Below are 20,305 nucleotides of genomic sequence, written 5' to 3'. Positions count from 1 at the left end.
TTTAAACTCTCCCCATTATTTTTCTAAAATGGTTACTAACCTCAAGTCTTGTCGATACTAAATATCTTGTATATTCATGTTCTGCTTTGGAAAAAACTGTTGGGATATCTCCTCTTTCAACAATTTTCCCATCCTTCATGACTAAAACGTCATCCGCAATTTTTTTCACAACACCTAAATCATGGGAAACAAAGATCATCGAGCATCCCATTCTTTCACGTAATTGAATGAATTGTTCAATGACCTCAAATTGTGAGATGGTATCCAGCGCTGTTGTCGGTTCATCAGCGATCATAATGTCGGGCTCTAATACTAGGGCCAATGCAATCATGATTCGCTGCAGCATTCCGCCTGATAATTGGTGTGGATACTTATTCATCGTCTCTATCGGGTTTTTTAGCATGACACTTTCCATGGCCTTTTTCATTTTTGTTTCTATTTCTTGATTGCTCCATCCGAAATGTTCAGCAAGTGTTTCTCTTAAATGAACGCCGATCACACAAGAGGGATCGAATGCACTCATCCCATTTTGCAGAATCATGCAAAGGTTTTTTCCTCTTTTCTTTCTCATTTCTTTTTCAGAAAGATGGTTTACATTTTCCCCCTTAAAGAAAATATCCCCTGATTGGTGAATCCAAGGTTTATTTAGTCTCATAATCGACCTGCAAGTCACGGACTTTCCGCTTCCGCTTTCCCCAACAATGGCAAGACAGTTTCCCTGCTTTAAATGGAATGAACTGTTATAAACAATGATTTGGCCCGTGTTCATATCCGTCACTTGCAAATTTTCAACTTCTAGTATATTCATAAATTTTTCCACCCCTTGTTTCTGTTTCCACCTCTTGTTTCTGAAATTTATTAGTAGAACGTATTAATTTCGGGTCTAAAGCAACTTGAAGCGCATCAGATAAGAAATTAAATGCTGATACGACAATAATGATCGCTAATCCGGGCGCTAGCATTAGCTCTGGTCTTGAAAACATCACTTGCCTTGCCTCATTGAGCATCATTCCCCATTCAGCATTTGGGGCTTGAATTCCCAGACCTAGGAATGAAAATCCCGATATTTGCAAAATCATGGACCCCATCGAACCGCTTGAAACAACGGCAATATCAGAAAGTGTAACAGGGACAATATGCTTCCAGATAATTTGTATGTCACTCATACCAGTTGCTTTAGAAAATTTGACATAGTCTAATTCCGCATACTGCATAACAGCCGTTCTGATTACTCGAGCAAACCATGCCCATTTCATCAAAATAAACGCAATCAATATATTCTTAAGCCCGATCCCCAAAATACCGACAACCGCCAATGTCATAACGTACCCTGGGAAAGAAAGCATAATATCACAAATTCTCATCATAAAGAAATCGACTTTTCCTCTAAAGTAACCCGCTATAAAACCGGCAATAGCTCCAATTAAAACAGATATGAATAATGCTCCTAAAACCCATAAAACGCTGGGACGAATGCCATAAATTAATCTGGATAAAATGCATCTCCCCAAGTGATCGTTGCCTAATAGGTATTCCCAAGAGGGTGCCGCAAACCGAAGTCTCATATTTACTTCATTAGGATCATGCGGCGCAATGTAAGGAGCCAATATACCAGCAACAATCGTTACGACAATGAGGATAAAAGATGCAGCGGCCAATCGATCTTTACTTAAGTTTCTTAATATTTTCATTTATAATCCCTTCCTTAATTTAGGGTTCATCGCCGCATTGATAATGTCAGAAAGCGTGTTAAATAACACAAAAGCGGCCGCCAGTATAAGAACATAAGCTTGGATAATCGGAAAGTCTCGGCTTAGAATGGATCTAACACTTAAACTTCCTAATCCTGGCCATGCAAAAACATTCTCGATCACTACCGTACTCCCCAATATAATAGGAATAGCCATACAAAATATTGAAACAGCAACTTGTAACGAATTTCTTAAGATATGCATGGTAATTTTCCTCTCAGGTACACCGCATGCCCTTGCATATAGGACATAGTCTTCGTTTAAGTGGTTTAACACCGAACTTCTCACCACCCGAAAATAAATGCCAGCGTAATTAATCGCAATGACAGCAACCGGAAGAATATAACTTTTATATGAATCCATTCCGTTTGTCGGTAACAAGTCCAACTTAACAGCAAAGTACCAAATCATCAGCGACGCAAGCCAATATGGCGGCATGGTTGCTAGGAAAAAGGAAAATCCTCTTACCGATTGATCAATGATGGTTCCTTCTCTCAACGCGCAAACGACACCTAATAAGATGGATAAAATAATAATCACAACAGACGAAACGACCGTTAGCTTTAATGTGTTAAGAAAAGCTGGACCTATTAATGACCAAACTGGTTGTCCTGTCACGTATGAATTCCCAAAATCCAACTGCAAGCATGCCACAAGCCAATCGAAATATCTTACGATAAATGGTTTATCGAGTCCCAGTTCTGCTTTCGTTTGAGTCATTAATTCATCGGTTATTTTAGGGACGCCTTGCGCATGCAACACCACTTCGGCCGGATCTTGAGGAGAAAGGTTCATGAAAACAAACGTCAAAAACGAAATGATCAAAAGCAAGGGAATGGATACCAGTATCCTCTTCATCATGTAACTTCCCATAGAAACCTCCTTCTATGTGACAAAATCGTTCGAAAGCACACTCGCAATCATTACCATGATCTAGAAAGACAGCGCTAAAAACTTTATAGTCGGAAGGCAAGTCCGCCGCCTTGCCTTCCACAGTGGAAAACGCCCAAGCTTCACGCCATGTGAAATTTGCTCTTTAAGAAACCATCATTTTCCCCTGTTTTGCTAGTTCATAAGAGTAATCAATCAGTATTCACCTTTTTATCGCAATGGCTATTCAACATCCATTTGTTCAAATGGCAACTCGAATTGTGTTTGTTTAAATGAGATGCCTTTTACATTTTTTGGCGCAACTATAGTGATTCGGCCGTTTGTAATTGGAATAAAGACGGCCTCGTCATGAACAATGGTTAAGATATCCGCATACAACGATTTTCTCGTTTCCTCATCAGTGGACCCTGTCACTTCTTTAATTTTTTTGTAGAGTTCATCTGCTTCTGCGATGCCGCTCGTCGTATGCAAATAAGCAGACTCCGAAGTAAAGCCGGCAATTGTGCTTTGAGGATCATATGCTAATCCCCATGTTTGGTTGAATAATAAATCATAGTCACCTGTTGTTCTTCTATTAGCGATTGAAGTGGATTCTTCACCAATGATCTCCAGCTCGACTCCTATCTCTTTTAAAGAACTTTGAATAAATTCAGCTTCAGCTTTTTGGGAAGGAGAGTTGCTATCATAATACAATTTCACGGCCAATTTTTTGCCATCTTTCGTCCTCACTTCAGCTCCCTCCTCTAATGTCCAGCCTGCTTTTTCTAAAATTTCTTTTGCTTTTTCTAAATCATAGCCCCGCTTCTTCAAGTCAACATCTGCATACGGAACATTAGATGAAAAAAGGGTATTAGCTACTGTTTCAGTGCCATTTAAAATATCTTTGCTAATGGTTTTTCTATCGATTGCGTACCAAATAGCTTCACGAACAGCGGTTTCACTGACTGGGCTATCCACTTTGCTGCTATTGGCTACGATCATCTTCGTATTCATCGGTTCACTTTTAACAAGTTGATAATTGCCTGAATCCACTAATTGATTCATTGCTTCAATGTCAATGCTGTCTACACCTCGATCATCTGTGAAAACAAAGTTGACTTCTCCTTTTTGTAAGGCTAAAAATGTTGTTTCACCTGCAGGAAGAACTTTAAAAGTAATTTTCTTCATTTTAGGTGAGCCGCCCCAATAGTTTGGATTGGCTTCAAACGTTGCATATTGATCAACTTTATGTTCAGTGAGAACATATGGTCCTGTACCATGATAGCCTTTTACGCCATCTTTTGTGCCCCCGTTAGTAAAATCTTTAGGGGACATAAATACATAAGGTCTAGTCAAAGATAGTTCAAGCAACGTTGGATAATAGGGTTCCGATAGCACTAACTCAACGGTATATTCGTCTATTACATTGCAACTGACTATTTTGGTTGATAGTTTGATCCAAGCATGTTTTTCTGCATTGTTTTGCACAGCATCAATATTTTTCTTCACTGCCTCTGCGTTAAATGGTTCGCCATCATGGAATTTCACGCCCTTTCTTAAATGAAATGTGTATACTTTTCCATCCTTCGAAATTTCCCATGATTCAGCGAGCAAAGGCTTGATTCCGTCTTTGGTATTTTCCACTAATGATTCATATACCATCCCTTGAGCTGGCATTGAGCCTGCATACAAATGCGGATTCATATCATTAATGTCTTTCGTTGTTGCAATCACTAGTTCTCTATTATTAGAAGCACCTCTTTTCTTGTTCTTGCTATCAGAGTTCGTCGAATGGGCAGAGCAAGCAACTAGCATAGATAAGACTAAAAACATAAGAGCCACTATCTTCAACTTTTTTACTATCATGTATTTCTTCTCTCCTTAAGTCTTATTTATATACCATTTATCCGGCTGGAACATTGTCGTAGCGCAGGTCTGAACAACGCCGCTGATCCGTTTATGGTTCTGTCAAACGGCGCTGTTCAACACCCGATCATCGTTCCAGCTCCATATCGATGCAAAACCGAACATGTCAAGCGACAGCTACAAAATTGAACACAACTGACTTTCGCATGTAAAATATGATCTATTTTCCAATCATTATCATCGGATTAAATCGAATTGATTACGATTTATATAACATACTACTTTATATCATCTAAGGCATTCGGTATCTTTCAACTCTTCGCTGTTATGCTTTTTCCGATTTCACTGCATATCATTTGCAAATCTTCCGCAAAATGTTGAACGGTAAATGCATGAGACAATAATTCTTCTCTATGAGATTGAGTAAATGTTTCGATTTTCCTTTCATATCTTTCAATAAATGTATCGATTGTTGGACAATCCACGTTTAAATATTTGGCGATCCCTTGTATGATTTTTATGCGATAATAGTCTTCCTTAGGCATTCTTGGGATCTCCCAATACCCTTCCTTGTTGACAAATACCTTCCTAAATGGAACAGCAGAAAAATCAAAATATTTTCCTTCTTTATCTGGTTCTGAAAAAGGATCGATCAATAGGGAAGTATAACGGATATACAATAAATACTCTTGATGAATAGGCTCCAAATGATTGAAATTTTCAATATCCTCGCGTGATAAGCTTTCCGGTCTTACCGGATAATTATCATCGATCATAAATTTAAGCAAATTGATACCTTGTATATTCATTTTCCCGATCATATTCATAATTTCTTTCCAATGAGCCAGCATTTCACGAATTAAATATTGCGTAATAGGCCCCTCAGGATAAATTTTGTATACATATTTCTTCGTATCTAACTCCCCAAATATCGCTTGTAATGAAAAATCGTTCATAAATAACGGCGGATGGACATATAAAGAAATATTTCTTGTTTCCGCCTCAATCGGGGACTGCATCCTTTCTAAGGCAATGCCTAACTTTTCATATAGCTGACACAGTCTGTCGATATTCTCAGACGGATCATGTGTCGATCCTATATAAATTTTTTTCTTCACACCTGTTGTTAAAACATGATTAGGCGGCTGGTTATGTATCCATCGCGTATCGCCGTAATAGGTGGAGAAACTAATAATTTCTACATCTGAATTTATACGTTTCATATAGTTTCTGATTAAGCTATTTGAACCGAAAGTTGGAGAAATTAAAACAATACATTTAACTTGTTTTAATAGCTCATCATTCATTTGCTTTAATACGTCCATATAAGCATCTGTTGTTACGGAAAAAATAATGGTATCCCAGTCCCCTTTAATTGTTCCATATCCTTTAAACACTTGATCAATAAAGCATTCCCCTGCCATAGCTTGATGCTTTTCATTTTGAACGCTCACACGAATAAGATGGCTACTTTGCTTAAGAGCCGCAAAGACTTTTTCCGAACGAACAGATTCTCTCCCGGAAATCCCCACATAGCAATTCAACTGTTTTTTTAAAGTGGCAGCCAGCTGAATGGATGTTGGTCCGGTTCCTAACAACAAGACTCGTTTAAAGCCGCTCATAAAAACCTCCCTTTCTATCAAGCGAATAAGCTATACTTTTTTGTACAGCGCTATATCAAACACGTGCTCTGGGCGTATGATATGCTCAACTAACTTCCATTTTTCCTCATCTACTTCTCGTAATGGATAATTAAATAAAGACTTTAATTGATTACCATACCTCATAGCCACCACTACATGGTCATTGGTTAATTCATATAATTGGTCCAATATGTCGTATTTACTTTCGACAGTTGAACTGAAGATGACATGGGTGACGTCTTTCGTAAAATCAAGATCTTCCACTGATAATTTTTCTAATCTTATGTTTAATCCGCTCCCTAGTCTTTCCACGACATTTCGGCCAAGTTGAATAGCCTCATCATCGATATCTATGCCAACAACCTCCGCCCCAGTTCGTTTAGCAATTAATAAGGGGGTCATCGGGAATGAACCCGAGCCTACTAATAATACTTTTGATTCAGAAGTGATTCGGAAACTGCCAAACTCTTCTTCAATACATGATTCGATATTTTTAAAATAATCGGCTATTTCAACATGTCCATCTCGCAATTTTAAGGCACGATATTTTTCCATAATCGCCACGCAAAGGGCTGATTTTTTCCTCAAATTCGCCACAAGCTGACTCCATTCGCTGGATTCGTGAAGTTCTAGTTGCTCCCAAGCCTCTTGATTTTTCTCATTTGTTATAAATTTGGAGTAGTCATCTATTAAAAGCTCTAATTCTGAACAATGATTGATTGTATGATCATACTTTTTGGCCAACTCATCAAACTTCTCTAAAAAGTAGCTTAAAGATTCTTGAAAAGTTTTTAAGACAATCATTCATTTCCCCCCCATACAATGCGGTAACTAAACATTAATAAAAGCCTTGCCTTGTGCGACTATCCCGACACATCCTTCAATCTTAAGATTTGTTAATATTCCCTCATGGCAATGGGCCACTACCTTCATAGTGCCTCCGGGCTGCCTAATCGTTGCAGCAACATTTCTTTTATTCTTATTTTTCCATGCTAAATAGGCTCCTAAGGACGCCGTACCTGAGCCGCAACCTCTTTCCCAAACCATACTGTCTAGATGAGGAACGTAAATGAGGGGAGCCAATTCATCAGATTTCGACTTATACAATAAAATGCCGATCAAATTAGCTCCGATAGTGATCCCAAGCAATCTTGCTAATGATTGGGCTTTTTCCCTCACGGCACTACTAAATTCATTCACTTCTATCACAATATGGATGAACTCCTGATATCTCACAATCACAATATGCAAATCGTCTCCGTCATACTGAATCGTTTTCTGTTCGATCTGTTTAGGAATCGGCATAGTAACTTGACAATAATATTCATCTGAATCCCTTTTTACTTGGCACATTATTAATCTGTCCGTGCCCGAGGCTTCCAATAAAAGTTCCATCCAATCATTCTGCTTTAGCCCTTTTTCAGATGCAATATAAGCGGCCAACGCCATGCAAGCATTGCCGCAAAATTCACCTCCGGCCATCTGTAGATGGGCAGCAGCTTGATGATTTCTCGGCTTTTCTATAAAACCTACCTGCTCAGCATATACATTGTCATATGACATAATTTTTGAAGCGATTCGTCCATACTCCTCAACTGGTTGATTAGCTTTTACGAGAACGGTCATATTTTGTGTTGGATTAAATTTAATAAAATCGATTTCCTGTTTCATCGCAGCTCCCCTTTACACTTATATTTGCTTCATAATCATTTTTTTGTAAAGCGTAATGATTATGATTTTCATTTTAGAACAAATTATATCATATGGTTAAACATTGTCAATATTGTTATATTTTTTATATTAGTGAACACGAATTGTGCATAAAGAGAGGATATTCTCTTGGTGAATGAACCTCCCCTTTCTCTTTGTCTAGAGTTGGGAGACTTCTCGGTGGATGGTGTTTTCTGCGCGTCGAAATTCCTAAACAACGCTGCTTTCAGGTTCGTTGGTGGCTCTGTGAATGAGCGTAGTTTGGCTACTTGGCCGTCAAAAAATCCTCCTTAAGCACCATATTTATAAAAAGATAAGTAGATGGAATATTGTTTTTTTTTTTTGCGAAATCCTCACGCAATGGAGACTCATATGAAGGGGGCCACGCTAACCTTTATTGATGTTGCCCAAACGGTTGAAGCGAACCCTTGGCTAAAGAATCATAGCCATAAAGATTGTTTGGCTTATGTCCATTCTTATCATGCTATATGTCTGATTAAGCCCATATAACGTCTATAAAAAGAAAGAATGATAGAAATTTTCAAAACATATCATTATGGTTATATGTGCCGCCATGTTATAATGGGTCATGGAGAAATTTCCATAAGGAGGTCTCAAATGATGTATGATGTAGCGATTATCGGTGCTGGACCAGCCGGGGCAAGCGCCGCTCTGTTCACCGCAAAAGCCGGAAAGAAAACGCTATTAATTGACAATGGAAAAAGTATGACAAAGCGGGCTTGGGTTGAAAATCATTACGGTGTCATGGAGATCACGGGAACCGATTTAGTAGAGACAGGAAAGAAGCAAGCGGCTAAATTTGGCGCAGAACTCATAAGCGGTCAAGTGACCAGCATTCAAAAGCTAGAAAAAGGATTTCAAATTGAAGCAGCCGAGCAAACATTCGAGGCTGAGCATATTATTCTAGCAACCGGTATAGCAACAGACCTCGCAGAAAAAATTGGAGTCAAAACAAAACAAGGAACTGAACCGAGAATTAAAACGATCGTTGAAGTAGATGAGTTAGGACGAACCAATGTAGAAGGGATTTGGGCTGCCGGCACAGTGGCTGGCGTCAGCGTGCATACCATCATCACCGCTGGCGATGGAGCCAAAGTTGCCATTAATCTCATTAGCGAGTTAAATGGCGCGCGCTACGTTGATCATGATGTTCTCCAATCATAAATCCAAAGGGCAGCCTTCAAAACGAAGCTGCCCCTTTGGTTGCTTTATGATGCCTAGAAAGATCCCCTTCTCGTACGAGCAAACCTCTCTCTAAATAGAAATCAGCTTTCGATATAAAAATGTCTCTCTTAACCGGAAGATCATAAAAAATGAATATACGCACATCGTACGAGATCAAATCGAAGTACTTGTTGTCTTGGGGTGGTATCGAATGGTATCACACCCTTTTCTGAAAAGAAACACCGCTCTTTTGATGATGGCTTAAAAGAGACGCAATATCACTTACTCTCTTCCATCACTGTTTAGCGGAAATGATTCTTTAGCGATTGCTAAATAAAACATGAGGGTCAGGACATGGATCACCGCAAGAACTAAGAAGAGATTGCTGTAAACAGCTCCGTTTATATAGACATTGGCAGGGTTCCAAGCAACATCAGCCCCAAGATCGATCATTTTCCCATAAATCCCCGATGCCATTCCGCCGGCAATAAAATTTAACATAGACAACAGTCCCATGCCGACTCCTGAATATTCCTTCAGCAAGGTCAGCGAAACGGCATTCCATATGGCAATCGTGATAAACGTTTGCCCCACTTGACCGATCACCAAAAAGAAAGCGATCCATAAAGGAGAGACGCCTATAAATGTAGAAAGTAAGGCAAAACAGAGAATTAATAAGCTTGAGGCAATAGAGTACAAATAAGTGTTACCTTTTCTATCGGCTAACTTTCCTCCTTTTTGTCCGAGCAAAGCGGCTGTTAGCGCGGCCGGGACCATAGCCATACTGATCCAAGCAGGAGGCAGATGATGAATTTCGGCTAAAAATAAAGGGCTCAGAAAATAAAGGGAAAAACCGATTCCGTTCACGATAAAAGCAATCGCTAATCGCCTTGTATATTGTTTATTCTTAAAAAGCTGAGGTTGAATAAAAGGTTGGCGAGCCGTCAGAATACGCAAACTGAACACCCCCAATCCAATCATTCCTCCTAACAACAGCCACCATGATTCATTGGTGACGCTTAATAACCATAAAGTGACGGATGCAGCAAGCAAAAATCCCCCGATCCAGTCTATATGGGCCGATGAACCTTCTTCATCGCCAAGGTATTGGCGATAAAACGGCAAAGTCAATAAGAGAAACACAGGAATACAAAATAACCATCGCCAATGGACCATGCTGATCATTAAAGCAGAAATAATCGGACCAAGTGCGCTCCCTAGGGCTAAGCCAACAAAGGCCATTCCCATCGCGTGTCCCCTTTGTTCGGGAGGAAAATAACGTAAAGGAATCAGCATGGCTGACGCTGGGATTGCGGCGGCCCCTGACGCCTGTAAACACCTAGCAGCAAGAACCATCGAAAATGATTGAGCTACAAGACCAAGAAAGGAACCCCCTGCCAGTACGAGCAATCCAACGGTCAGAATGTTTTTCAATTTATAGCGGTCCGCCAGCTTTCCATATATCACGGTTCCGATTCCATAAATGAGGGAGTAAGCGGACGTGACCCAGCTGACTTGGGCTGTCGTTAAATGAAACGACTCGCTGATCTCTGGCAGAACAAAATTAAACATCAGAATACTCATAGACGACAGAGTTAAGGTAAACATCACCACACGCATCAATTTCATGCCTTCTTGCCGAGAAAACGGGGCATCCATCTTGATTAGACCTCCTCTTTATTTTGTCATATTTCATGATCCACTCATGACTGTCAGTGCTGACTGTCAATCGTCAAGGTAAAAAAACTAGGGAGACAAAGCCCTAGTCCACAACTGTACGCTATGTTGAATCATTTGCTCTAGCGAGACGTTCATCACTGTCGTATCCGTCGCATCTATATAATTCATAAACGCGCCGAAATGCATAAGCATAAAAGAAACAGCCGTTTGTTCGTGGTCGGTGTGAATCACCTTGCCTCGCTTTTCCATCTCCGTAAAGTAATCGATCAATAGTTTCTTTAACTGCTGTGGATGCTGATGTGTTCTCTCCCGAAAGCCAGGCAAATGATGGCCTTCCGCAATGGATATCTTAATCATTTTGCGGTTTCGAAACATAATTTCATGGTAAGTGCGGCTGATGCGAAGCAAATCTTCGTATAAATCCCCATTCAGGCCGCCTTGAAATAAGTCATTCATTTCCGCTGCATAGTGGTAACGGTCAAAAGCGGATTCTAATAAGTTTTGTTTGCTTCCAAAATGACGAAATAAGGTCTTTTCGCTTAAACCTGCAGCGGCCGCAATCTCCTGTGTGGTCACCCCGTGATACCCTCGTTCAGCGATCAAATCGATCGCTGCCTGCATTAATTTATCCTTATTATTCATCACATCGCGATTCTCCATCCATTTTCACCCTTTTTTGACTGTCAGTACTGACTGTCATTTAAGTGATTTCATTTTACTCCTTGACTTTGTTTTCGTCAAGAGATTAGAGCGGAGAGACAGCGCGATGTTTTCTTATCTTTCCAGTTTCGTATTGTTTCGAAGGGTATAGTTAAAAGTGATAAAATAGAGCACCATCTTTCAATAGATCAATGTCTTTCGGTTGTAGAAATCCGGTATGAGATGTGAGGACTACCCATATCGAGAAAGTTTTCTCTTTTGAAAATGCAATTTTGTTTTTTCTTTATCTTTATATGAAATTGGTTTAACATTAGTTTTTAAATAATCTTTCCATTCTCGTTCTAATGTGTCTAATGATTTATTAAATGTTTTGTTAATATCAACTTCCAAATTATATCAATTATATATTTTCATAACCTTTTTTATCGGATATTTTTCAAATTAGATATTTTATAAATAACCCTGGCTCGATATAACTTTTTCCAGAAATCAATTTTATTTTCTTCATTGTTAATGTCAAAATAATTATAGCTATTGGTGTTACTACATAATTCATTTAACGGAATGTGTATCTTTTCCTGCAAAACAAAAAGAGGCTGATTCTCCCGTTTCGCGATACGTTCGATACGACGAAGCATGCACTATTGGAGCTTGCGAAGCAACGTCTCTTCATCATCATAGGCTTTTCATGAAAAATGGCTCAGTTATCGTTCGATGGTTCGGATGAAAACTCCCAGTCAACGCTCCCGAAAAGCCGTTCATGATCATGGCATCCACACCACATAAACAAGAGGCTTCATGACCGGTTTCGAGAAATAAAGCGTCAATCCAAACATTTCGAAAAACCTATGGATTCCTCGATGATGTGCTAATCTATTCATGAGACATGAACCTCCTTTTGGATAGTTGTGGGCACATCTATTCTAACCAAGGAATCAGGTTCATGTCTCCTTTTTTGTTATAAATTTATGTCATTTTTTATTTTACTCAGCTACAGGATATTTTTTAAATCTGTCTTGGCAACTCTTAATCAATTTAAGAGCAACATCTCTCCCTTCCCATCCAATAATAGTTGTTTCTTTATTTTCGAGTTCCTTGTATCGTTCAAAAAAATGTTTAATCTCCCTAAGGGTATGAGGATTAACATCTTTAAGACTATGCACATTTTCCCATCGTGGATCAGAAAGCGGAACACCTATTAGTTTTTCATCCTGTCCTTTGTCATCGCTCATAATAAGTGCTCCTACAATACGCGTATCAATCACGCATCCAGGGAAGGTAGGGTTTGTAGTTAGTACTAATACATCTAATGGATCGCCGTCAAGAGCTAGTGTGTTCTCAATATGGCCATAATCGCAAGGATAAAACATAGGGGAAAATAGTACACGGTCTAATTTAATTTTCCCTGTGGATTCATCAAATTCATACTTATTTTGTTCTCCACGTGGGACCTCAATAGTTACTTCAACTACATTTTCCATTTCAGCCACCTCTTTAAAGCATTTTAGCTAACGAATTTTTTAACTGCATAAAATTGTATCACAATTGTCAATAACGATTTAAAATTCCCCAATTTCAACGAAATGAAATTCCCCATTATGAACGTTTAATTAGGCAACTGGGCAGGATAAACCCCTGCTTTTTTCTTTATCTCGTAGACGATAAGAATCGCCTTTGATATTAAAGGTAATGGCGTGATGTAATAGGAGATCTAAGACGGCTGTGGCTCGTACATCCTCACCGAGTACCTTCCCCCATGTTTAGAACAAAATAAAAGTGCAGAGATGTACAAGATTTTATTCAAAATTCATTCATAGGGGCTTTACATGGAGTGGCAACCATGGGTAATCTGTATTGATTTGCGAAACTTACTGATTCTGTATTATTTGGAAAAAATCATGGTTGCAAAGGCTCCATATCAAGCCCCGGTATGGCCAACTTCAATCGAATATTTATTCAACCAAAACAAATTCACTTTTTGCAAAAAACACTGTAAGATTTACGGAAGTCCGAAAATGACGCAAGAACTACGCAAATAAGGGATTCGTGTGTCTCAAAAGCCGATCGCTCGCATCATGAGTGAAGAAGAATTGAGACCCATTACAACGTATAGGACAATTTATTGAAACAAACCTTTCAAGCAACGGCTCCCAATGAAGGATGGATGGCGGATATTACGTACATTCCTATTAAAATATTGTGCGAATACTTATTTAAACCCATGGTGCTAGATAAAATGAGATGAGCATAAAAATAGCCCTTGCATGAAGGATCTCCTTTAAAATGAAAGTGCGACCAAACATTCAAAAGGAGAAGTCCCATGCAAGAGCACTTTCATTTTACAACAGATGAAGCGAAAATTCAAAAACAATATGCAGCGATTTTATTCTTTGTATCTGGACAATTGTCTTTGATTCAGATGTATTTACAACACCGAAATCGCCATTTGTTGAAATAAGAAGAGGAGGTCATCATCGCCGTCCATGTTCTTGGAAAGTTATTAGGTTTTACATCCGAACGAGCTTGACACCGATTTGTGATCGGAAACTTATTTTCGAAAGATTGATTTCCTGAACACTCTCGATAGAACCGGCGTTGTCGAAATCTTGGCTTTACCGTCCAATGGATCCGATATCAACTAGCCAAACGTGGGCAACATCACGCTTATGCAGTAGTGGATAGCTTACCCATTGAACTCTGCCACCCCGCACGAATGGATCGCGTCAAACGGTTTCAAGGAATCGCCGATATTGGGTATTGTGCATTCAAAAAGATGGCTTACTATGGGGTTAAGCTCCATCTTCAGACCACCGACCAAGCGCTTCCGATGGGATATGTCGTCACCGAAGCATCCTGTCACGACCGGACAGCTGCGGAAACCGTGATGGCCCAACTTCCTCATCCGTATACACTTGGTGACAAAGGATAGGTGAGCCAAGACTTGCAAAAGAAGCTGTATGATGAATACAAGATCACTTTTTGGACTCCCGTTCAGAAAAAACAGAAAATCCATCAATCGAAAGCATGGAAACGATGGATGAAACGAAAGCGCAAAGTCATGGAAACCGTGTTTTCCGTTCTCATTGATCAGTACCGGATCACAGAGATTCGCGCCAACTCTGTTTATGGATTTGAATCAGCTTTGGATGGCATTTTACTCGCTTATTCACTCGTCATTCTTGGGCTAGTTGAGCGTTAAAGTTCAACTAGCACCACGGGTATTGTATAAATTCAAGTAATATTTATTTATACGAGGTGGCAAAGCTATCATGTGTTTACGAAATTTAAAAAAAACGTAAGAAATCTGAAGAAAGAAAATTAAAGTTTATAGAGGGAGGTGCTAAAAATGAATTTACAAAAAGAGCGGCAGTTACTGAACTGCCGCTCTTTTACCCCAAAATTTTACTATAGATAACATTGCTATCAAAAGTCTAATAATTTTCTAATTCACCTTCTAAATCTCCTAACAAAACTTCAACTTCCATTACTGCGGAATCATAACCATTCCAAAAAATCGATGGTCTATATCCCTCTTCTTTTATCCTAGGAAGCCATTCATTCATAAACTCATCGAGTTCAACTGGTTCAGGAGTATATCCTTCCCATTCTTTGGCGGCACAATATTGAGCAAATTCTCTTTTAGGCCAAAAAGGAATTAGTAGATTGCCATTATCATCCTCAGTCATTGCCCAACCGTCTTCATAGAGTCCCCATACCTCTCCCCAATCGACTACTTTTTTTATAAAGTATTCATACCTTTTGTTAGCTGGTAAGTTAAGAACAGAGTAAAATTCTTTTTCATTTATCATGTTTTTACCTCCTTCTTCCATAGCGATCATACTTGTGCTGAGTTCTATGATTTCTTATTGTTTGTAAATCACTGTGTTCGTACCCGTATCCTTTTCTTGCCTCATATCCACGTCTATGAGCTAACTCATATCCCTTTGGCACTCTTATAGTTCTTCTTTTCCCCCTTTTAATTTCATTAATATCACGTCGAATTTCACCACGTAAAACTGATGATAATTTATCATCATTTGCTAATTCTCTTAAACGTGCTTGTTTACCTCTTCTACCACTAGCAAAAAACTGTAAATCCAACCTTCCAGCCCGTCTAACTTTATACACCCTATACGCAATTTTGGCTCCTTTAAACGCCGCACCGCCAACCAGTCCCACGCCAACGGCAATCGCCGCCGCTTTCCAACCGCCTTTTTTAAAGGCCTTATACCCATCATACGCCGCCAATCCCGCATTAATCGCCATCCACACAAAATGCCCATCCGGATCGTCCAGCATCACCGGGTTGTTGTTCGCATATGTGTAGCCGTTTTGGGTTAGAATATCATCCGAATCTCCTGGATCAGGGTCCATGGACAAGAACACGCCATGGGTTGGGTGGTAGTAACGGGCGATTAGGTAATAAACAGGGTGTCCCAAAAATGATCACTTTTGGGACACCCTCTTTCAAATTCTTTAAATTTCAACAAATATTAATGAAAAAATTAAAGTATAGAAATATTAAACCTTAGTATGATTTAACGACTTCTAAAAGTAATTCCCGAACCCTTTCGTGAACTTGTAATTCTTCGGAAAAATGGGGGAATTTGTTTAAATATTTCCTTAAAGGTTCGTAATAAGGATACAAAGCAAAAAAATCTTTATACAACAATTTTCTTTGATACCTAGGTATCTTTTTATGAGCAAGGACATAACTTAAACTGCCACTTATTAATGAACAAAAGCTGTCAAAGTCCCCTGTCAAACAGTATTTATCATTATCTTTAAAAATGGTATTTTCAATTCTTTCTATATCTTCTGAGGGAAAATCATTGTTTAATAATATACTCATTTTTTCAAGTTCTAATATTACATCGTGATTAACCTTCATAAATTGTTCACCTCTTTCCCTCTTTAACTATGTTAAAAATGATAATATTCATATTTCTACTTTTTCTTGAGTTTCCAACCGTTATGCCAAAATGTCACTATTTTCCCCCTTTTGGTATAATAACCTCCAACCTTTCCTTTCTTAATTCTATATTCTTTTTTGCCTGTAGATAGTGTCACTTCTTCTCGCAAATGTTTATTTGAACGATAGAATGCTCTCGCTAGTTTTGTGTATCTTTCCGGACTATAGGAGCGTCCCTTTCTAACGACATGTTTGTTATGATGATATGCTAGCGATTCTATACTATTTTTAAAGGTACCTTTATACCAAAACCGTGCGAGACCCTTTGCTGCTTGTGCTGCTCGAAATGCCTTAAATGCAGCACCACCAACCAGCCCCACGCCAACGGCAATCGCCGCCGCTTTCCAACCGCCTTTTTTAAAGGCCTTATACCCATCATACGCCGCAAATCCCGCATTAATCGCCATCCACACAAAATGCCCATCCGGATCCACCAACATCACCGGGTTGTTATTCGCGTACGTATAGCCGTTCTGCGTCAAGATATCATCCGAATCTCCCGGATCAGGGTCCATGGACAAGAACACGCCATGAGTTGGGTGGTAGTAACGGGCCATGAGGTAGTACAATCCCGTCTCTTCATCGTATTGGTATCCCGCGTAGCGATATGGGTTTTCGGCTGCCATCTCACCGGATTTTGAAAGAAGCTGGCCCCATGTGTCGTACTCGTAACGAGCCACCACATTTCCTTGCGCATCGGTTAACGCGATGACATCGCCATGCGCGTTGTAGTGGTAGAAGTAGGTGACATTGCCCTTTTTCATCGCCAACAGTTGGCCGTTTTCTCCGTATACATACGATTGTACCACAGTTCCGCTCGCGTCGGTTTCATATAAGACGTTGAGGCTGTCGCCTTGGTAGTGGTAGTTCGTCACCACGCCATTCACGGTCTTTTGAATGCGGCGACCGTCTTCGTCGTATTTTGATATAACAAAAAGAGGTTATCCTCGAAATTCTCGGATAACCTCTCACTAAGAAATATTTGGAAGCTGTCCTTGCAATTGGATCATCGAGTTTAGCAAAAAGATTGCTTCCTCGTTCAAATAGTATCTTGGAATTTTTGAATTAATAAATTTTCAATCGCTTTCTCACCAGCGATTCCAAGAGGATTAGGAATCTGATCGGCTTCCTCTTTCGAAATCACTTCACATTCCGCGATTTCTTTTACACTATCCCCGACGCTCTTACGATACTTATCCAAAAAATAGACTTTATATGGTATCTTTCTTAGTTCTTCATCACTAAATACTTTATCGGAGTAATTAGTAACAAATCTCCACCTACGTTCCCTAATACCGCTAATTCCTGTATTTGCAATGAATAAAAATTTCCTTTGCTTGACTAACTGAAAAATTTCATCTATTAGAAGCGCTGTGGGAGAGAATTTGTTCAAATAACCAATTAAAATCTCTTCATCCTTATTTTTGTTTATTTCCCCCGATACAACAATACCGTACACATATTTACTAATGTCCCGCAAATAAATTTCAAAAATATCTCCTTGATTGATTTCTTTAAAATATTTGCTCCTGTTTTTTTTAAACTTTATTTTTACTTCTGTTATTGTTAGATCACGTATTTTTCTATTGTCAAAATTGATAGCCTCCATTATTCTATTCTCAATTTCTTTTAATGTAACATCGTTAATTTCGTTAAGATTAGAAGTAAGTAACTCATGTAACTTCAGTTTTTTTTCCTTCATTTTAATCCCCCCAACTACTTTAATGATCTGTACGCATTTCTAGATACACTCATGTAATATTTATACTTTTTATTCTTACGGCTTATTGGCCTAATAACATTTCTCAATTTCTTTTTCCCACCATATTTCAGATATAATCTATGTTCTAATCCTCTAGCTTCTGCATAAGTCAGATTCGATTTTACAACACTAAACGTTGCATCTCGATGTTTCCCTAGTTTATGGGCACTTCTCCGACTAACAACATTTTTAGTTCTCCTACATACACAACCTTGCTATTCTTAGTCAATAAATAAACACTATGTGACGCTTGCTTAGCAGCTTTAATTCGCCCTCCACCAACAAAACCAAACGCCGCCGCGACCGCGACACCTTTCCATCCTTTTCCCGATTTATATGCCTTATACCCATCATACGCCGCAAATCCCGCATTAATCGCCATCCACACAAAATGCCCATCCGGATCGACCAGCATCACCGGATTGTTGTTCGCATATGTGTAGCCGTTCTGCGTCAAGATATCATCCGAATCTCCCGGATCAGGGTCCATAGACAAGAACACGCCATGGGTCGGGTGGTAGTATCGGGCGATCAAGTAGTAGAGTCCCGTCTCTTTATCATATTGATATCCCGCGTAGCGATATGGGTTTTCGTCTGCCATCTCACCGGATTTTGAAAGAAGTTGGCCCCATGTGTCGTACTCGTAACGAGCGACCACATTTCCTTGCGCATCCGTCAACGCGATGACATCGCCATGCACGTTGTAGTGGTAGAAGTACGTCGCCCCGCCTTTTTTCATCGCCAACAGCTGGCCGGTTTCTCCGTATACATACGATTGTACCACATTTCCGTTTGTGTCGGTTTCATATAAGACGTTGAGGCTGTCGCCTTGGTAGTGGTAGTTCGTCACCACGCCATTGACATTCTTTTGAATGCGGCGGCCGTCTTTACTGTGTAATTTACATAATAAAAGGCTATCCCTAGAGTCAAAGGGATAACCCTAAAAAAGCTAAATATCTTATTTTTGACCTTGTTTCTCATAGTAAGCTTTAACAAGCATTTCCGTAATATTATTACTTCCAATCAGACCAATTGGATTTTTGATTTTCTCCCCTTCTTCTTTAGAAATAGGTTGTAATTCTACGATTGGTGTATTTGCATCTCCACTACTCACAAAATACTGCTTACCATTATAAAATACAAAGTCAGGTAACTTGTATTCTTCCGTATTGAATTTCCCTTTAGATAATTTTCCAATATTTATCCATTCTTTATTGACAATCCCATATATTCCACTGTTAATAGTATATAGAACAGAAAGTTCCTCAAATTGATTACTAAAGTTTTTTATATCTAATATTTCATTCGTGAAGATATCAAAATATTGTATATAAATGTCATCCTTTAAACCTTCTCCTTTTACTACTAAACCATAGGCATATTTTTCAATTTCTCTAAGTGGGATTGCAAACACAATGCCTGGTTCAATATTAGGAATCTTTTTTCTCTTTTTTAACTTAAATTTCACATCGGAGATTTCCATTTCCTCCAATTGTTCAACGATATTTGAATCAAGTTGCATAGCCTCCATAATCAATGCTTCTAATTCAGCCACCGTTGGTTTTCTTTCGAAATTTCCTTCATAAATTTTTTTGATTTCTAATAGTGTGTCACCTAACAAATCGATTGCATCATCACTTAAAATAATTGTTTGCTTGTTTTTTATGCTTTCCCAGAATGACATACAATCACCATCCATATCTTCTTACTACTTCTTTATAAACCCTTCTAGATTCACTCATATATTTTCTATACTTTTTATTTCTTTTACTAATAGGTCTTATCTTGTTTCTAAGCTTACTTTTTCCACCGTGTTTCAAATATAGACGGTGTTCTAATCCACGCGCTTGTCCCCAGGACAGATTGCTAGCAACTTCTTCAAAATCTAAATCAGGATGGTTTTTACTATGGACATATCTTCTCTTCTTAATATTTTTAGTTCTTCCGACATATTTTACTATATTTCCTTTCTTTAAGACATAAACAGATTGTTTTGCCGCTTTGAATCTTCCTCCACCAACAAAACCAAACGCCGCCGCGACCGCGACACCTTTCCATCCTTTTCCCGATTTATACGCCTTATACCCATCATACGCCGCAAATCCCGCATTAATCGCCATCCACACAAAATGCCCATCCGGATCGACCAACATCACCGGGTTGTTGTTCGCATATGTGTAGCCGTTTTGGGTTAGAATATCGTCCG

Annotated in this window: 15 protein-coding genes and 7 pseudogenes; 2 read left to right on the top strand and 20 right to left on the bottom strand. The window is 39.1% G+C overall.

What is annotated here, in order from left to right; all coding sequences use genetic code 11:
• Position 1: 1 nt before the first annotated feature.
• From AT864_RS10055 to AT864_RS10025, 7 genes are all read right to left on the bottom strand, one after another.
• Positions 2 to 808 carry an ABC transporter ATP-binding protein gene (locus AT864_RS10055; RefSeq protein ID WP_066148766.1) on the bottom strand — a complete coding sequence of 269 codons (807 nt, stop codon included), beginning with the start codon at positions 806 to 808 and terminating at the stop codon, positions 2 to 4.
• Positions 789 to 1,691 (bottom strand): nickel/cobalt ABC transporter permease, encoded by a 903-nt coding sequence (gene opp1C, locus AT864_RS10050; protein WP_066148764.1) that lies wholly within the window; start codon positions 1,689 to 1,691, stop codon positions 789 to 791. Before opp1C ends, AT864_RS10055 begins: the two co-directional genes overlap by 20 nt.
• On the bottom strand, positions 1,692 to 2,624 hold the full coding sequence (opp1B, locus tag AT864_RS10045) for a nickel/cobalt ABC transporter permease (RefSeq protein ID WP_066148762.1): 933 nt from the start codon (positions 2,622 to 2,624) through the stop codon (positions 1,692 to 1,694). It lies immediately after the preceding gene.
• Positions 2,625 to 2,864: 240 nt separating this feature from the next.
• A complete protein-coding gene (nikA, locus tag AT864_RS10040) occupies positions 2,865 to 4,436 on the bottom strand; it encodes a nickel ABC transporter substrate-binding protein (protein ID WP_369815527.1) in 1,572 nt (523 codons plus the stop codon).
• Between the two features lie 362 nt (positions 4,437 to 4,798).
• Complete coding sequence (locus tag AT864_RS10035; protein WP_066148760.1) at positions 4,799 to 6,109, bottom strand: opine metallophore biosynthesis dehydrogenase; 1,311 nt, start codon at positions 6,107 to 6,109, stop codon at positions 4,799 to 4,801.
• A gap of 30 nt (positions 6,110 to 6,139) precedes the next feature.
• Positions 6,140 to 6,934, bottom strand: coding sequence for a nicotianamine synthase family protein (locus AT864_RS10030; RefSeq protein WP_066148758.1), 795 nt, complete (start codon positions 6,932 to 6,934; stop codon positions 6,140 to 6,142).
• Between the two features lie 27 nt (positions 6,935 to 6,961).
• Positions 6,962 to 7,801 carry a diaminopimelate epimerase gene (locus AT864_RS10025; protein ID WP_066148756.1) on the bottom strand — a complete coding sequence of 280 codons (840 nt, stop codon included), beginning with the start codon at positions 7,799 to 7,801 and terminating at the stop codon, positions 6,962 to 6,964.
• A gap of 660 nt (positions 7,802 to 8,461) precedes the next feature.
• Between AT864_RS10025 and AT864_RS10020 the strand changes: the two genes are divergently transcribed.
• Positions 8,462 to 9,025, top strand: a complete 564-nt coding sequence (locus tag AT864_RS10020) for an FAD-dependent oxidoreductase (RefSeq protein ID WP_066148915.1) — start codon at positions 8,462 to 8,464, stop codon at positions 9,023 to 9,025.
• A 282-nt stretch (positions 9,026 to 9,307) separates the two neighbouring features.
• On the opposite strand, the gene AT864_RS10015 is transcribed toward AT864_RS10020, so the two are convergent.
• The 5 genes and pseudogenes from AT864_RS10015 to AT864_RS18690 form a co-directional block, all read right to left on the bottom strand.
• A complete protein-coding gene (locus tag AT864_RS10015; RefSeq protein WP_066148755.1) occupies positions 9,308 to 10,684 on the bottom strand; it encodes an MFS transporter in 1,377 nt (458 codons plus the stop codon).
• Between the two features lie 87 nt (positions 10,685 to 10,771).
• Positions 10,772 to 11,365, bottom strand: a complete 594-nt coding sequence (locus tag AT864_RS10010) for a TetR/AcrR family transcriptional regulator (protein ID WP_066148753.1) — start codon at positions 11,363 to 11,365, stop codon at positions 10,772 to 10,774.
• A gap of 644 nt (positions 11,366 to 12,009) precedes the next feature.
• A pseudogene (locus AT864_RS17575) lies at positions 12,010 to 12,246 on the bottom strand (IS701 family transposase); the annotation flags it as partial.
• 102 nt (positions 12,247 to 12,348) lie between these two features.
• A complete protein-coding gene (locus AT864_RS10005; protein ID WP_369815521.1) occupies positions 12,349 to 12,855 on the bottom strand; it encodes an inorganic diphosphatase in 507 nt (168 codons plus the stop codon).
• A 147-nt stretch (positions 12,856 to 13,002) separates the two neighbouring features.
• Positions 13,003 to 13,122 (bottom strand): annotated as a pseudogene (locus AT864_RS18690) (ATP-binding protein); the annotation flags it as partial.
• 563 nt (positions 13,123 to 13,685) lie between these two features.
• On the opposite strand from AT864_RS18690, the pseudogene AT864_RS09995 reads away from it, so the two are divergent.
• A pseudogene (locus tag AT864_RS09995) lies at positions 13,686 to 14,564 on the top strand (IS982 family transposase).
• A gap of 232 nt (positions 14,565 to 14,796) precedes the next feature.
• Here the strand turns inward: AT864_RS09995 and AT864_RS09990 are convergent.
• From AT864_RS09990 to AT864_RS18320, 8 genes and pseudogenes are all read right to left on the bottom strand, one after another.
• On the bottom strand, positions 14,797 to 15,174 hold the full coding sequence (locus AT864_RS09990; RefSeq protein WP_221212137.1) for a DUF2750 domain-containing protein: 378 nt from the start codon (positions 15,172 to 15,174) through the stop codon (positions 14,797 to 14,799).
• A gap of 4 nt (positions 15,175 to 15,178) precedes the next feature.
• Positions 15,179 to 15,793, bottom strand: a pseudogene (locus tag AT864_RS18155) (polymorphic toxin type 8 domain-containing protein); the annotation flags it as partial.
• A 100-nt stretch (positions 15,794 to 15,893) separates the two neighbouring features.
• A complete protein-coding gene (locus tag AT864_RS09980; RefSeq protein ID WP_044743943.1) occupies positions 15,894 to 16,256 on the bottom strand; it encodes a YxiJ-like family protein in 363 nt (120 codons plus the stop codon).
• A gap of 56 nt (positions 16,257 to 16,312) precedes the next feature.
• Positions 16,313 to 17,272 (bottom strand): annotated as a pseudogene (locus tag AT864_RS09975) (RHS repeat domain-containing protein); the annotation flags it as partial.
• A gap of 104 nt (positions 17,273 to 17,376) precedes the next feature.
• Positions 17,377 to 18,039 (bottom strand): Imm26 family immunity protein, encoded by a 663-nt coding sequence (locus AT864_RS09970; RefSeq protein WP_066148744.1) that lies wholly within the window; start codon positions 18,037 to 18,039, stop codon positions 17,377 to 17,379.
• A 214-nt stretch (positions 18,040 to 18,253) separates the two neighbouring features.
• Positions 18,254 to 18,994, bottom strand: a pseudogene (locus tag AT864_RS09965) (RHS repeat-associated core domain-containing protein); the annotation flags it as partial.
• A gap of 63 nt (positions 18,995 to 19,057) precedes the next feature.
• On the bottom strand, positions 19,058 to 19,783 hold the full coding sequence (locus tag AT864_RS09960) for an Imm26 family immunity protein (protein ID WP_066148741.1): 726 nt from the start codon (positions 19,781 to 19,783) through the stop codon (positions 19,058 to 19,060).
• A gap of 4 nt (positions 19,784 to 19,787) precedes the next feature.
• Positions 19,788 to 20,305, bottom strand: a pseudogene (locus AT864_RS18320) (RHS repeat-associated core domain-containing protein); the annotation flags it as partial.

It is taken from the genome of Anoxybacillus sp. P3H1B, from assembly GCF_001560855.1.
Lineage (GTDB): Bacteria > Bacillota > Bacilli > Bacillales > Anoxybacillaceae > Anoxybacteroides > Anoxybacteroides rupiense.
This window is presented reverse-complemented; position numbering and strand designations above follow the sequence as displayed.